This is a genomic window from Paenibacillus sp. N3.4 (genome assembly GCF_008017805.1).
Taxonomy (GTDB): domain Bacteria; phylum Bacillota; class Bacilli; order Paenibacillales; family NBRC-103111; genus Paenibacillus_E.
The window spans coordinates 1-13,551 of the sequence record NZ_VRTT01000116.1 but is presented as its reverse complement, the minus strand read 5'-3'; the positions used below and the strand labels follow the sequence as shown (position 1 = coordinate 13,551).

The window sequence follows — 13,551 nt, the reverse complement described above, 5'->3', positions numbered from 1 at the left end:
GATAAATCGTCTACGGCTATATCCCAAAAACGAACCGTCTGCAGCTTGCTCTTCACTTCCTCCATTTGAAGAACAATATCATCTTTCACATGCTTAGCTTCCTCATATTTATATTTAATCTCCAAGAGCTCTTGTTCCTCGATGGCAAGCTTATCTTGTTTCTTATGAATGACATCATAGAGCAAACTAGTGAAGGTTCGCGTTTTCAACTTTTCAATATCTTTCTGTTCTTTCTCAAGCTGCTCTTGCCAAGTAATAACACGAGAGGTTTGTAATTTCAATTCATTTTCCAAAAGCGCCAGACGTTGTAACCAAATCTCCTGCAATCGCCCATTTTCTTTGGCTGTTGCGAGTTTTTTCACAAGCTCTTGGATCATCTTAGCCCATCCTTTCGATCGTTAGCTTTCTATATTGTAGACGTTTTAATGATCACATTGGTTTCAGTTATCCCTTCTCCTTACACGTATAATGCGGCGCTTAATTGTGCACGTTAAGACTGAACATTAAACTGGAAGAGAAAGGAATGAATCCCTTGGAAAACAATACTCATGCAGGCAATTATAAGGGTACTACGAGTATGCATGCAAAAAATCAAGATCTAGAATTCGTGAATGATACGCTTGAGAACGCACCTAGCCTCACAACCGTAAACATTGCAAAAGACGATTTAAGTGAAGACAATGAACAAGAGCAATTGAGCGAGAAGTGAAGAATGTTTCTTTCATCAGGGCAGACGGATAACTTCTTATGGGAAGTTTCGCTCTGCTCTTTCCTTCGATCTATCAGACTCCCAAGCTTGGCAACCCCATTACCTTGCGTTACTATGGAGGAAGGATTTATTGCTAAGGAGGGAAATGACTTGGAAAACGTAATTGTCATAGGAGCAGGACCATGCGGGTTATCAGCCGCCGTCGCTTTACAGCGCGAAGGCTTATCTCCTTTAATCATAGAAAAAAGCTGTATCGTGCACTCCATTTACTTATATCCAACCTATTTACAATTTTTCAGTACACCTGAGCTGCTCGAAATTGGGGGTTATTCTTTCACCACCCCTCACGAAAAACCGTATCGACAAGAAGCTCTTGTCTATTATCGGGAAGTAGCACGCAGAGAAAAGCTTCGAATTCGTTCCTATGAAGAAGTTGTAGCCATCGAACGCATAGACACTTATTTTAACGTACATACTCAAGATCAATTTGGTAAAAAAGCAACCTATTCCGCACGAAATGTTGTCGTAGCCACAGGCTATTTTGACCAACCCAATCTGATAGGAATTCCTGGCGAAGATTTACCCAAAGTAACTCACTATTATAAAGAAGCACATCCTTATTCAGGAGCTAAAGTGACCATAATTGGCGGCAATAATTCGGCCGTTGATGCGGCAATGGATTTGCTGCGTGTAGGTGCGGAGGTCACCGTCGTTTACCGCGGCCCTCACTTTTCCGCCAATATCAAACCGTGGGTTCGACCTATTTTTGAAAGCATGGTCAACAAAGGAAGAATTCAGATGTGGTTTGATTCACAGGTTGTACGCATCGAAGAGCACACTGTCATTGTACAAAAAGGATCCGAGAAAGTGTCGTTAGACAATGACTTTGTTCTTGCTTTGACAGGCTTTCGTCCCGACCGCAAGCTCTTGGCCTCTATTGGTGTCGGCTTTCACGAAGATACTGGCGCGCCACAAATGAATCCGGTAACGATGGAAACGAACATCCCAGGTTTATATGTTGCAGGTGTGGTCGCTTCCTCGAAGTTTGACGCAAATGAAATCTTTATTGAAACTGGGCGCTTGCATGGCATCGCCATTACAGAACATATACGTTCTCTAAGAGAGACTTCGATCTAATGAGAGGCCATTGAAAAAGTCTTGTCGACGTTTTTATAAGGATGAAAAAGGACCGATTTTAGCCTGTAAAATGGCTTTTAACGGTCTTTTCGTTGTTTTTCTTGTTTTTTAGTTTTGCGCTGCTCTTAAACTGTAAGAGTGCAGTTATTTTCGATAGTAATCGTTTTTAAGTAGGGAATTCTTGCAAATCTACAGGTATTCCGCTTCTTTATTGTCCTAATTAGAGATAGGTGAATGAAAAAATGTATTTTCGCATGAATGATAAGCTGCTGGATAAATCGAGTTATTTAAACATGCACAATTGCAGGTTTTCTCCAACCTTTGTCTCTGTATCGGACTTCGTCCTAACTCATACCGCACAACGTGTTTGCCTTCCGCGCCGATCATTAAAGAAAACCAGCCCTTTTCGCAAAGTACTTGCAATGTTCGGACAGCGGTACGATGGTGGATGTTTAGATGAGCTTTTACATCTATGATGAGCAACGGGCGAGCGAGTGTGCAGGCAAAACAAATGATTCTTACTCCGTCATACTTAGCAATTATGATCGGAAAGGATTTCCAATCATAATTGCTAAGTACCATGCCAGCAGCGTGACGCACAGCTCGGGACGATGGGCGCCGTCGTCAAAAACAGAAATATGAATAATTTTTCCAATTTGAACCCTCCCCCTCTTCCATTACGAACAAATGTTTGGTATAATGAAAACAAGAACAAATGTTCCAATTAGATGAGGAGGTTGTTAACATGATGAATACAAGTCACAATTTCCGTTTTATTGAGCGAGACTATTGGTACCATAAGGCATTATGTGACACCGATCATCTTCTCCCCGAACAGATTGAAGTTATACTGGATGAAGCACATACAGACTACGCGGATTATACATTCAAGTTTTATGACGATGGTACCGTGATGATCATAGATAATGACACCAATAACCACATCAAGCCACGTGAATTAACCGGAGCCGTCTACGACTTTTACATTCGCAAGCGAATTCATTTGATCAAAACGAATCTGATGGAGAAACAACTGCAATATGCTTAATATCAAAAGGCTTGCTCGATTGCGACAAAGGGTCACATCGGCAAGCCTTCTCCATCACCTCATTTTTTTATCACAAAACGCAAAAAAACCTTTATAAGAAAAGGTTTTAAGCAGCTGCTTCTTATTCATTGCATCTTTAGTTTGGGTAACGAAAGCAGGTCTTATGGTGATCATTTACCATACCTGTGGCTTGCATGTAGGCATAGCATATGGTCGAGCCCACGAATTTGAAACCTCGCTTTTTCAAGTCTTTGCTCATAGCATCGGATTGCGCTGTAGTTGCCGGTACTTGACTCATATCCTCCCAGTGATTAACGATTGGCGTGCCGCCAACAAATCCCCAAATATAACGGTCAAATGTTCCAAACTCCTGCTGCACGTCAAGGAAAGCTTTTGCGTTCTGAACGACAGCCGCAATTTTCAAGCGATTGCGCACGATTCCAGGGTTTTGAAGCAATTCATTTAATTTCTGATCGTCGTATGTGATAATCGTCGCAGGATCGAATCCATCGAATGCTTCGCGGTACCCCTCCCGTTTCTTGAGTATGGTGTACCAGCTTAATCCGGCTTGGGCCCCTTCGAGATTGAGCATCTCGAATAAATGACGATCATCATGTACGGGAACACCCCATTCATGATCGTGGTAATCTATATACAACGGATCTTCATTAACCCACCTGCATCTAACTTCATGATAGACTCACCTCTATTCAATAGATAGAACATATGTTCTATTTTAGTATAAAAGATAGAAGTTACGTTGTCCAGTTGTCATTATTCAACTGTCATTATGTCATAAAATAGTTTCGTGTTATTCACCAATATTCGCGCAGCTTCTTCTATGGTCAACTCATGTAGTTTTGCAATCTGCTGAATGACCTCATGGATCATCTGAGGGTGTGTTTGTTGGTTCTCGAACGGACCTTCGAATGGCCAAGGGCCATCCGTTTCAACCATAAGTAATTCCATTGGATATCGACGCACAAGATTTTGAATCTCTTCTTCATATAGAATATCTGGTGTGACAGACACATAAAACCCTGAACGGATCATTCGCTCTACTGTCTCCGGCGAACCTTTAAACCAATGGAAATGCGCCTTTGTTATTCCATGCTTACCTAATAAGTCACATACGAGTTCAGCATCTTCATAGACTGCATGTAAGACAACCGGTTTGCCCCACTGAGCTGCCGCCTCTAATAAGCGATCCAACCATAGGATATACGGAGCTAAATCGAAGGTTTTCCCTTCTTCCTCCGCTTCCTTTCTTAAATAGTATGGAAGACCGATTTCACCTACAGCTATCATACTACTAGCCTGTTCCTTCATCCATACCAATAATTCACTAGCTTCTGATTCACTGGGCAGCTCTTGTTCGGGATGGTAGCCATAAGCTGCGAACACGCGATCCGGATAAGCATCACGCAGCGATTTTGTCTCTTTACACGATAATAAGTGTCTAGACACAGCAATAACCGCTTCTACTTTATAAGCTGATAATTCCTCCAATATGGTTATTGCTTCTAACTTTTCATACATATCCAAATGAATATGAGCATCAATTCCTCTTATCATAAGATATCTCCTTGCGCAAAAGTGCCTGAATATGCAACCGAAGTTCTTGGAACTTTGATTCCATCATGACTGTTTCCTGACGAGGACGTGTGAATGGAATGACGATCTCCTCCAGAATTGTCGCTGGTTTATTCGATAACACATAGATGCGATCTGAGAGAAACAAAGCTTCTTCGATACTATGAGTGACAAATAGAATCGAACGTTTGTTCTGTTCCCATATATTTAGCAACCAGGCTTGCATATCCTGTCGTGTCAATGCGTCTAACGAGCCGAAAGGCTCATCTAAACACATCAGTTCCTGCGGACTTAACAATGCTCGCAGAAAGGAGACACGCTGCTGCATACCGCCCGAGAGGACGTGGGGTAGTTCGTGCTCATACCCGCCCAGTCCAACCTTCGGCAGCCACTCCCTTGCTTTCTCCAAAGCTTTGGAACGCGTTTCACCAGCCACTTCCTGAGCAAGGGCAACATTAGACTCAATGGATCGCCAAGGAAATAAAGCCGGCTGCTGTGGCATATAACTGATGAGTCCTTTCGTTCCGGTCACGTTAACCCCATCCAGCCATACTTCGCCTGCAGAAGGGTTTAGAAGTCCTCCAATAATGTGGAACAGCGTACTTTTCCCGCTGCCCGAGGGGCCGATGATCGAGACAAATTCACCATCATTGACATATAAAGAGACATTAGAAAGCACCTGTTGGCTCATCTTTTTGCCAAAGAACGATTGTTGAATGTCTCTTAGCTCTAATTTACTCATGTAATCCCCCTCCTTTGTTATGAAGAACGTTTCATATTCCATCGAATAACTAGCTTCTCCAGCCAAGCAATTAGCCCAAAGAATAACAAGCTAAGCAAGACAATGATGAAAATAGAAACAAATTCCCGGTCAGCGCGAAAAGCGGATTTTTGCAAAATCATATAATAACCAAGCCCTACTCCTCCTCCGAGCCATTCTGCAATGACTGCCCCCATGACACTGTAAGTGGCGGAAATTTTAAGCCCGGAGAAAATAAAAGGTAAAGCATTTGGCAGTTCAAGTTTAATGAAGATATCGCGTTTCTTAGCTCCGATCATCTGCAAATAATTGTACATATGTCGATCCGTTTGCATGAATCCATCCAGTGTAGCCATAGTGACAGGAAAGAAACAGACCAAAGCAATCAAAATAATTTTAGGCAATAGCCCAAAACCAAACAAAATAATAAGCAAAGGGCCTAATGCAATCGTCGGCACATTTTGAGAGAGAATCAGAAGCGGATAGAAACCTGCTTTGAATCCCGGAATCATATGTAAAGCGCTCGCCACAACAATTCCCACGCTGACACCAACCGTAAAGCCAATCAACATAATACGAAGGGTTGCTCTTGTATGCATCCAAACGCGTGACATATCTGTTGTACCATCTGTTATAATTTTGAGCGGACTAGGTAACAGCCAACTTGCGGTGTTTCCCCAAGTCACGGCAAGCTGCCAAATAAGCAACAGAAGGATGACCACAACGATCGGTGGCCATCCCGCTTTGAACCAGCTATGCTGCTTCATTATCTATATTTCTCCGTCAACTTGTCCATTGAAGCGCCCGACGGATTAAAGTAGATTTTCACTTGTGAAATGATGCTGGGGCTTCCCATATCAACCATGGCAGCATTCATATCCTGAATGATAAGGAGCAGCTGATCCAGCTCTCCTTCCATTGTGGTCTCTAGCGGGGAAACGAAATACTTCACTCCGGACTTGGCAATAACTTCAATCGCACGGTCCACATAGGGGATGACATCTTCGTTGTTTACTGTTTTTGGAATGATTTGAATACTGACTAGTGCATTAGCCACTTACAAGACCTCTCTTTCATAATTCCCGTTATTTTGTGCTCGCCGGTAAGAAGTTGTTCGTGAAAGCAGCGTCAACTTCCAGGTTTTTCTCAAGAAGCTTATGATCTAACATCCAGTTCGCGTAATTTTCCCAAACGCTGCGCTTTTGTTCACCCCAACGTGGCGCGTCATCTTGATAACGCGGGCTAAGCCACTTCTGACTGGCAAGGACAAGTTTTTTATCCAGATCGGGAACAGCTTTCATTAAAATATTCGCTGCATCTTCCGGCTTGCTTATCGCAAATTGATAGCCTTTTGAAGCAGCAGCGGTAAAGGCTTTGACAAGCTCAGGCTTCTCTTTGATCATTTTTTCATTCGTCGCGAGTACAGGTGTATAATAATCCAGCTTATCCGAGTACTTGTTTAAATAGATCATGTTTAGCGGTTCGCCGCGAAGTTCAGCATCTACGCCTGTCCAAGCATAATAAATCCAGGCAAAATCAATGTCCCGCTTCACCGCTGTGAAATAATCGGCTTCCCCGATATTAACGATCTTTACTTTGCTTGGATTCGCTTTCTCCGCTTGCATGAGGGAATCAATCATAGCGCTTTCTGCCGGGGCTCCCCATCCACCATAAGTCTTTCCTTCGAAATCTTTTGGAGATTTGATATTCTTAGCGACAGGTGAAGCAAATCCGGACGTATTATGTTGAATAATAGCAGCAATAGAAACTAAAGGTACACCTTGGATTCGGCCTTGCGTAATGCTCTCTTGATAACTGACTCCGAACTCAGCGGCTCCGGAAGCGATCATCGTATCAGCTCCGCCCTCACCGGGAGGAATAATTTGCACGTTCAGTCCCTCTTGTTCAAAATATCCTTGATCCTTTGCAACGTAAAGCCCTGTATGATTCGTGTTTGGCGTCCAATCAAGTACGACCTTCACATCCGTTAACTTCTTCGCCGGCGTCTGACTGCTTGTAGAAGCTGGTGATGCCGATGATTTGGAATCGTCTTTCGCTGTTTGATTGCCGCAGCCTGATAGCGCAATAGTCAAACTTAATAACGCGAGCGGTGCTACTTGTGTTAATTTCATTCGTAGATGTCCCCTTTCGGTATGTAACCATAAGAAAAAGCCCCCATTATCAAGGAGCGCCATCTGAGTAGAAAATGATAAACCCATCCAAAAAGCTCGAATAGACGTACATTTGTATAAACTCTCTACGTAGGCATTACTAAGGATTCAATAGATATTAATAAAAAGCCGCAAAAGACAAAAAGTCCTCTGCGGCTTGTACGTTGACATAAGCACACTACAAATGTGTACTAATCATTCTCTGCGCTAGCATTATCTAGATCAGATCGAACGGTCAGCGGTATATCCGCACTCTCAGCCTGAATCCTCAAGCTCCCGATAAGGTTATTTGGTTATTAGAGAAATATACCACCAAGATCTCATACATGCAAGGATACTTCTAAATTTCACAATCTCAAGCTGACTTCTCAAGCTTCCGTGCTTGGAGAACTTTTAGTTACACCTCTGCGCTGTTATGCCAGCAGCCATTCTTTCATCTGTTGCCCCACACGTTTGGCATCCTCATAGCCTAGATTATGAAGATCTTCTAACTTCCTTGGATCTTTTTCCATGCGTCCAACGACTACTTTCGTTGAAGGACGGATAATCATTGCACTTCCATCAGCCTCCATACGTTCAATAGTTTCTAACGTATGGTTATAAATTTCGCTTCGGTTAACGAGCACGTTCACAAGCCCATTGTACTGAGGGTAAATACTTTTGGCCAACCAGCCTTGTTTAAATGGACGTTTCCGGTACCCTAATTCTTTCGTTAATACGATGATATGTTTCTTATTGCCATCCGCCACCGATTTCTGTACCGGTATAGGGTCGACCAATCCACCGTCAAATAACGTCCGTCCTTCATAATGGATCGGCGTTGCCACAAACGGCAGTGAACTTGAAGCTTGAATAATCGGCATCGTTTGCTGCATAAGCTGATGCTTCGTGTAATAAATGGGTTCACCCGTGTGGGCATCTGTTGTACCTATAGCAAGCTGCTGCGATGAGTTATAAAACGTATCGTAATCAAAAGGAACAAGAACATTCGGCAGCTCATTAAAAATAAAGTCCATGCCAAATATACTTTTATGACGAAGTAAATTGCGATAGCTCAAATATCGATGATCTCCGATATAACCAATGGTGACTTTTTTATTTCGTCCTGGCTGTTTGGAAATATATGAAACTGCATTACAGGCTCCTGCAGATACACCTACGACATAGGGAAAATACAAATCCTGCTCCATGAAATATTCCAAGACTCCAGCCGTGTATACGCCCCGCATACCCCCGCCTTCCAGTACGAGTCCGATTCCTTCCATAGTGACACCTTCTTTCTATCTGTCTATAGCCCTTTACTAGCATACAAGAAATGTAAATTAAAAGAAATGTTCATCGGTGTCCGTAAAAGGGACAAAAAAGAAGATTTTAAGCTTATTTTCCGTTTGTTTTCTCATAAATCTTTAATAAACCGTGTTTTTGCCGAATTTTAAAAGGCAATTGCAAAAACCCCCTTGTCCAAATTGGGGACAAGAGGTTAATATAGCTATTCTCCAAGCTAGTATGAGGAAGCAATAAGCGATTTATGCCTAAATGTTCCCTGCTAACCCTTTATCGCTGTTCTTTATAGAACTCTTTGATAACAAGAAATTCATCCAGATGCTCCAGAAATAAATCAACGATGATCGGATCAAAATGACGACCGCGTTCCACTTTTAACAAGTCTAATACTTTATCCAGCTCCCAAGCTTTCTTATAAACACGATCGCTGCAAAGCGCATCGAACACATCAGCCAGTGCTGTAATTCGTCCATAAATGTGAATATCTTGTCCTCGAAGACCTTGTGGGTAGCCAGTTCCATCATAACGCTCATGATGCTGCTGAGCAATAATAGCGGCAGCATTGAGAACCTGTTTGTTCGAATGCTTCAGCATCTCATAACCGAGACTTGAATGAGTTTTCATAATGTCAAACTCTTCTTTCGTTAATGCTGCTGGTTTATTAAGGATAGCATCAGGAATGCCTACTTTCCCAACATCATGCATGGGTGAAGCTAGACGGATAACTTCCGCTTCCTGTTCCGTTAAACCATATTTAATGGCCAAAAGCCGTGAATATTCCGCAACTCTTTTCACGTGGTGCCCAGTTTCCTTGGATCTCGTTTCCGTAATTTCACCCATTGTGTAAATGATTTCTTTCTGTGTACTTTCTAATTCCTCGTTCAAGTAAATATTTTCGAAAGCAACAGAAACATTAGCGCAGTAAATATCAACCAAGTAATGTTCCCATTCACTTAGCGCTTTGAAGCCATTCATAAATATGACATTTTCCATCCCCATTTTACTTTGAAAATAAATCACAAAGCGATCGGAAGCGAAACTGCTTTTTTTGGTTTGAAAGGCCAGTTCAATTTCAGTCAGTACGTCAGTAGGCACAACGTCGCGTGCCCGTTCATCCTGATTAGAAGCATAGTCGCCACTAGCCGCCAGGATATAAATGTCCTCCACGCCCTTAGTGACTGCAAAACTGCAATGTATCGCATTTTTATGCAAATTAACAATAGAGGTCATCTGTGTAAGCACACCGGAGGCAAATTTTTTCATGGATTGGAATTCAAACAGTGTTGCGGAAGATTTAATAATTTCCTCCAAGCCTATGCGGCTTTTCTCAATCGTTTTAATGTCACGGAAAGAGCGCAACGCAGAAACCACGGTCGTGAATAGCTTCTGTGTCGTTAGCTCCGTTTTTTCTTTGTAATCATTGATATCATAGTTCATGATAACGGTTCGTTCAGGAGCTTGCCCAGGTTGGCCTGTCCGCAAAATGATGCGAATAGCGCTGTTTTTCATTTCTTCACGTATGTATTTTACAATTTGAAGTCCAGCGTCATCCTGCTCCATCACAACATCCAACAAGACAAGTGCTGCATGTGGTTGTCGAGCCAGCAGCTGCTTGGCTTCTAAAGCGGAGTAGGCACTATGGAACTCTAATTTTTTTCCATCAAATTCGAAATCTTGCAAAACCATCTTAGTCACTTGATGGATTTGCTTTTCATCATCAATGATTAGCACAATCCACGGGTCAGGATCGATTGTATTTTCCTGCTTGGACTCGTTCTCTTCTTCATCTGCAAATAAAAGCTCGTCTTGGTCCACGGGTCCAACTCCAAAACTCATAATTCGATCTCCTCCTCTTTCGGGATGTTAATCATAAATAAACTCCCTAAACCCAAAGTACTCGAACAAGTAATCGTTCCATTTAGTGATTGGGTTACAAGATTGTAAACAATGTTCATCCCTAAGCCTGTTCCGCCTCTGCCGCGGCTAGTCGTGAAAAAAGGATCAAAAATTTTATCCAGCACTTCTTGATTCATCCCTTTGCCGTCGTCCGTATAGGCTATCGAGATTTGATCCTGAGTTTGCGTAACGCGGAGGCTCAAACTGCCCTCTTCGTTAGGTGCAAACGCATGATTGAGGGAATTCATGACTAGGTTCGTAATAATTTGCGAAAGCGCACCCGGATATGTATACACAACTAAATCAGGGCTGCAATAGACATCGACACGCAGCTTCGTTTTCTTCAAGGTAGGTTTCAAACTTGTTACGATGCCCTCTAAGTATTCCTTCATGTGAAACGAACGCTTTTCTTCAATGCTTTGATCGATTGAAATTTGTTTAAAGCTCCTGACTAAAGATGAGGCGCGTTCCAAATTGGTATGCACCATCTCGTTCGTTTCACGGATAACTGCTAAAAATTGTTCCAGGTCTGACTTCTTCATTTTACCTGTTTCATATAAGCTCTGAAATTGCTCGGTTTTCTGGTCCAAATAAGAAATAGCCGTAACGCCGATACCAATCGGTGTGTTAATTTCATGTGAGACACCAGCCACGAGATTACCCAATGCTCCCATTTTTCAGTATTGAACCAGTTGATCTTGTGTTTTCTGCAGCGTTATCAAAACTTGCTGTAGTTCATGATAACGATCGTCCAAATTACTGACCATATCATTAAATGCATCTGAGACCTCTTCAATCTCAGGAGATGCACGGAATTCCAACTTAGGAAGTGCGCCCCCCTGCTTTACGACTGTTGCCGCTTCGCGGAGTCGGCTAAGTGGACGAATAATGATCGTCCTTAGAATCAACCATAGCAAAACTGACAATATGATAGAGATGCTCAGCCCTAAAATAAGTATAAGTTTCGTTCTATTTTTTAATAGCTCTGTCTCTTCAAAGGAATCGAAAATAACTTCAACTGCACCTACGACAACCCCGTCTTCTTGTAAGGGGGCTGTCAGGCGTACGACGGGCATTTCGCTCTGAGCCATTGGCACACGATCAACAACGGTTTGATCAAGATTGGGTATCGTATACGTTGATGGATAAAGCGTTCTGCCTACTTCCGATCGATTGGAAGCTGCGAGAATGTTTCCATTTTTATTGAATAATCTCATCTCTAGGACTCGGTTGTTTTTATACTGAATGTAATCGAAAATTTGCTGTACATCCGTAACAGAACGCGATTCCTCATAACGGCCGTTTATGGCCATTGTCATTCCGCTGATCTGGCTTACATACGCTTGTCGAATCGAATTATTTAGACTAACTGTATCAAATACCATCATGGTCGATATCATCAATACGGTTACGATGGTCACAAGAAAAACAATTCGTTTCTGCAGACTCAATCTCTTGTGAAGAAATGGCATGGATGAACGCTCCTACTTAATTTCAAAATTTACCGTTTTACTTACGTCATAGGGGGTATGATCGTTATTGTGCAAAGAAACTTTCACGATGTGCGTACCCTTGCTCAGGTGCTCAAACATTTGTTGTTTAGCGGTAACTGTAATTTTCTCTCCTTGATCCAATGCAACGTGAAAATGACCTTCCCCTTGCTTCTTTTCATGATCGTAATGCTCTTTAGAAACAATCATATCTGTTGTGAATGCTAGATTTAAGTTATCTCCGTTTACGGTAGCATTGACTTCTAATGTGGGAATATAGGAATTTACAGGTGTCACACTTTTCTTTGACGATCCACACCCGGAAATTAATAAAGCAGCAGCAGCTAACATACTTATTCCTCTGAATGTTTTCATTCTTTCATCCCCTATTTGGTCCCGAAATGTCTAAACATGTCAAAATTAGCTATCAACTCTAGCTTATGAATAATAGCCAAGTTTGTCCATCTTTATTTTAGATCCCTCAGTTCCACATCAAAATTGTCTATCTATTCTAAATATTCGAAATTAATGTCGAATTTTACTAATAGTGCTCACATTTTGCGCTTCCCCAGGAAATAATTTCATTTCCCTAAAAAGGAATGATTTCCCCGTCTTTAGAGCAATGTAGTAAAGTCGCTATTTGATTGAAAAAAACAAGTTCGGAGGCACTCCCCTATGACGAATACCCGTCAGCATCAGCAACCGGTTCAGCACGCATTAGATGCAGCAGATCAAGCTATCCTCTCTGCCCAACATGCTCAGCACAAGCTGCAAGTAGCTATCTCAGAGGCCAATCCTCAATCTATTCAATCGGCTCAAGCTGCCTTAGAGCAAGCCAAGCATCAAGTTGACGATGCCAATGAACAACTTCAAACTTTTAACAATGAACAATATGGTCAACAGCTTAAGCAGACATTAGAACAATTAACGCAAGCCTCTCAAGATATTCATGCGGATCACGAGAAGTTTCATACCCCTAAGCAAATCCGTTAACTCCATCTTTTTTTAGGCCAAAAGCGATCGACTTTCGATCGCTTTTTCTTTTTATATGAACAATATGTTAAACTAGTCGGGAAGAGTTTCAAGTTATTTGGGGAGGCACTACATTTCATGCTTGTAATTGGAATTGCCGGTGGTACCGGATCAGGGAAAACAACAGTTGCACGATCAATTATCAATAAACTGGGATCAACGAATGTCACACTAATTTCTCAGGATAATTATTATCTTCATCATAGCGGTCTCACTTTCCAAGAACGGGAACGTATTAATTATGATCAAAAACGGACTGCAGCGTACGGCCTCGTTCATTAATATCACGAGAGAGTCTGCGTAGTATACGTACATCAGGGTCGGTATCCACGAACACCTTAATGTTCAGTGCGCCGCGAAGCTCTTCGTCTGTCAATACATGAATACCTTCTAGCAGGACGATGGGTTTAACATCAATCCGAATGGTTTCC

General features: G+C 42.1%; 15 protein-coding genes, 4 pseudogenes and 1 riboswitch. Of the genes and pseudogenes, 6 read left to right on the top strand and 13 right to left on the bottom strand.

Going from position 1 to position 13,551, the window contains the following annotated elements; genetic code table 11:
* Positions 1-377, bottom strand: a pseudogene (locus FU659_RS32485) (hypothetical protein); the annotation flags it as partial.
* 155 nt (positions 378-532) lie between these two features.
* On the opposite strand from FU659_RS32485, the gene FU659_RS32480 reads away from it, so the two are divergent.
* The 4 genes from FU659_RS32480 to FU659_RS32465 all read left to right on the top strand — a co-directional run bounded on the left by FU659_RS32480 (position 533) and on the right by FU659_RS32465 (position 2,894).
* Positions 533-709: a hypothetical protein gene (locus tag FU659_RS32480; RefSeq protein ID WP_261808201.1), complete on the top strand. Its 177-nt coding sequence runs from the start codon at positions 533-535 to the stop codon at positions 707-709.
* A gap of 150 nt (positions 710-859) precedes the next feature.
* Positions 860-1,846, top strand: coding sequence for a YpdA family putative bacillithiol disulfide reductase (locus tag FU659_RS32475; protein ID WP_147951344.1), 987 nt, complete (start codon positions 860-862; stop codon positions 1,844-1,846).
* 456 nt (positions 1,847-2,302) lie between these two features.
* A complete protein-coding gene (locus FU659_RS32470) occupies positions 2,303-2,488 on the top strand; it encodes a hypothetical protein (RefSeq protein ID WP_147951343.1) in 186 nt (61 codons plus the stop codon).
* Between the two features lie 103 nt (positions 2,489-2,591).
* Positions 2,592-2,894: a hypothetical protein gene (locus tag FU659_RS32465; RefSeq protein ID WP_261808200.1), complete on the top strand. Its 303-nt coding sequence runs from the start codon at positions 2,592-2,594 to the stop codon at positions 2,892-2,894.
* 136 nt (positions 2,895-3,030) lie between these two features.
* Here FU659_RS32465 and FU659_RS32460 read toward each other — a convergent pair.
* The 11 genes and pseudogenes from FU659_RS32460 to FU659_RS32410 all read right to left on the bottom strand — a co-directional run.
* Positions 3,031-3,579, bottom strand: a pseudogene (locus tag FU659_RS32460) (DNA-3-methyladenine glycosylase I); the annotation flags it as partial.
* An 89-nt stretch (positions 3,580-3,668) separates the two neighbouring features.
* The gene (locus FU659_RS32455) at positions 3,669-4,469 is read right to left on the bottom strand and encodes a TatD family hydrolase (protein WP_147951341.1); all 801 of its coding nucleotides are present in this window, start codon (positions 4,467-4,469) and stop codon (positions 3,669-3,671) included.
* Positions 4,453-5,229, bottom strand: a complete 777-nt coding sequence (locus FU659_RS32450; RefSeq protein WP_147951340.1) for an ABC transporter ATP-binding protein — start codon at positions 5,227-5,229, stop codon at positions 4,453-4,455. Before FU659_RS32450 ends, FU659_RS32455 begins: the two co-directional genes overlap by 17 nt.
* A gap of 17 nt (positions 5,230-5,246) precedes the next feature.
* Positions 5,247-6,014 carry an ABC transporter permease gene (locus FU659_RS32445; RefSeq protein WP_147951339.1) on the bottom strand — a complete coding sequence of 256 codons (768 nt, stop codon included), beginning with the start codon at positions 6,012-6,014 and terminating at the stop codon, positions 5,247-5,249.
* Positions 6,014-6,304 carry a thiamine-binding protein gene (locus FU659_RS32440; RefSeq protein WP_147951338.1) on the bottom strand — a complete coding sequence of 97 codons (291 nt, stop codon included), beginning with the start codon at positions 6,302-6,304 and terminating at the stop codon, positions 6,014-6,016. Before FU659_RS32440 ends, FU659_RS32445 begins: the two co-directional genes overlap by 1 nt.
* Positions 6,305-6,332: 28 nt before the next feature.
* Positions 6,333-7,379, bottom strand: a complete 1,047-nt coding sequence (locus FU659_RS32435; RefSeq protein WP_147951337.1) for an ABC transporter substrate-binding protein — start codon at positions 7,377-7,379, stop codon at positions 6,333-6,335.
* Positions 7,380-7,599: 220 nt separating this feature from the next.
* Positions 7,600-7,708: riboswitch (TPP riboswitch) on the bottom strand.
* Between the two features lie 123 nt (positions 7,709-7,831).
* A complete protein-coding gene (locus tag FU659_RS32430; protein ID WP_147951336.1) occupies positions 7,832-8,683 on the bottom strand; it encodes a patatin-like phospholipase family protein in 852 nt (283 codons plus the stop codon).
* A 289-nt stretch (positions 8,684-8,972) separates the two neighbouring features.
* Positions 8,973-10,538, bottom strand: coding sequence for a DUF3369 domain-containing protein (locus tag FU659_RS32425; protein ID WP_147951335.1), 1,566 nt, complete (start codon positions 10,536-10,538; stop codon positions 8,973-8,975).
* A complete protein-coding gene (locus FU659_RS32420) occupies positions 10,535-11,272 on the bottom strand; it encodes a sensor histidine kinase (protein ID WP_147951334.1) in 738 nt (245 codons plus the stop codon). The genes FU659_RS32425 and FU659_RS32420 overlap by 4 nt, the downstream gene beginning before the upstream one ends.
* Positions 11,273-11,275: 3 nt before the next feature.
* Positions 11,276-12,070 carry a sensor histidine kinase gene (locus FU659_RS32415; protein ID WP_147951333.1) on the bottom strand — a complete coding sequence of 265 codons (795 nt, stop codon included), beginning with the start codon at positions 12,068-12,070 and terminating at the stop codon, positions 11,276-11,278.
* A gap of 12 nt (positions 12,071-12,082) precedes the next feature.
* Positions 12,083-12,463, bottom strand: a complete 381-nt coding sequence (locus tag FU659_RS32410) for a hypothetical protein (protein ID WP_147951332.1) — start codon at positions 12,461-12,463, stop codon at positions 12,083-12,085.
* 300 nt (positions 12,464-12,763) lie between these two features.
* On the opposite strand from FU659_RS32410, the gene FU659_RS32405 reads away from it, so the two are divergent.
* Positions 12,764-13,081 carry a hypothetical protein gene (locus tag FU659_RS32405; RefSeq protein ID WP_147951331.1) on the top strand — a complete coding sequence of 106 codons (318 nt, stop codon included), beginning with the start codon at positions 12,764-12,766 and terminating at the stop codon, positions 13,079-13,081.
* 117 nt (positions 13,082-13,198) lie between these two features.
* Positions 13,199-13,366, top strand: a pseudogene (locus tag FU659_RS32400) (zeta toxin family protein); the annotation flags it as partial.
* On the opposite strand, the pseudogene FU659_RS32395 reads toward FU659_RS32400, so the two are convergent.
* Positions 13,356-13,551: pseudogene (locus tag FU659_RS32395) on the bottom strand (uridine kinase); the annotation flags it as partial. The pseudogenes FU659_RS32400 and FU659_RS32395 overlap by 11 nt on opposite strands.

Excerpts from the sequence above, each read along its gene's own strand:
- FU659_RS32455 (WP_147951341.1), bottom strand. The coding sequence starts at position 4,469 with ATGATAAGAGGAATTGATGCTCATATTCATTTGGATATGTATGAAAAG.
- FU659_RS32435 (WP_147951337.1), bottom strand. The coding sequence starts at position 7,379 with ATGAAATTAACACAAGTAGCACCGCTCGCGTTATTAAGTTTGACTATT.
- FU659_RS32415 (WP_147951333.1), bottom strand. The coding sequence starts at position 12,070 with ATGCCATTTCTTCACAAGAGATTGAGTCTGCAGAAACGAATTGTTTTT.
- FU659_RS32405 (WP_147951331.1), top strand. The coding sequence starts at position 12,764 with ATGACGAATACCCGTCAGCATCAGCAACCGGTTCAGCACGCATTAGAT.
- FU659_RS32420 (WP_147951334.1), bottom strand. The coding sequence starts at position 11,272 with ATGGGAGCATTGGGTAATCTCGTGGCTGGTGTCTCACATGAAATTAAC.
- FU659_RS32450 (WP_147951340.1), bottom strand. The coding sequence starts at position 5,229 with ATGAGTAAATTAGAGCTAAGAGACATTCAACAATCGTTCTTTGGCAAA.
- FU659_RS32470 (WP_147951343.1), top strand. The coding sequence starts at position 2,303 with ATGAGCTTTTACATCTATGATGAGCAACGGGCGAGCGAGTGTGCAGGC.
- FU659_RS32425 (WP_147951335.1), bottom strand. The coding sequence starts at position 10,538 with ATGAGTTTTGGAGTTGGACCCGTGGACCAAGACGAGCTTTTATTTGCA.
- FU659_RS32445 (WP_147951339.1), bottom strand. The coding sequence starts at position 6,014 with ATGAAGCAGCATAGCTGGTTCAAAGCGGGATGGCCACCGATCGTTGTG.
- FU659_RS32430 (WP_147951336.1), bottom strand. The coding sequence starts at position 8,683 with ATGGAAGGAATCGGACTCGTACTGGAAGGCGGGGGTATGCGGGGCGTA.
- FU659_RS32465 (WP_261808200.1), top strand. The coding sequence starts at position 2,592 with ATGATGAATACAAGTCACAATTTCCGTTTTATTGAGCGAGACTATTGG.
- FU659_RS32410 (WP_147951332.1), bottom strand. The coding sequence starts at position 12,463 with ATGAAAACATTCAGAGGAATAAGTATGTTAGCTGCTGCTGCTTTATTA.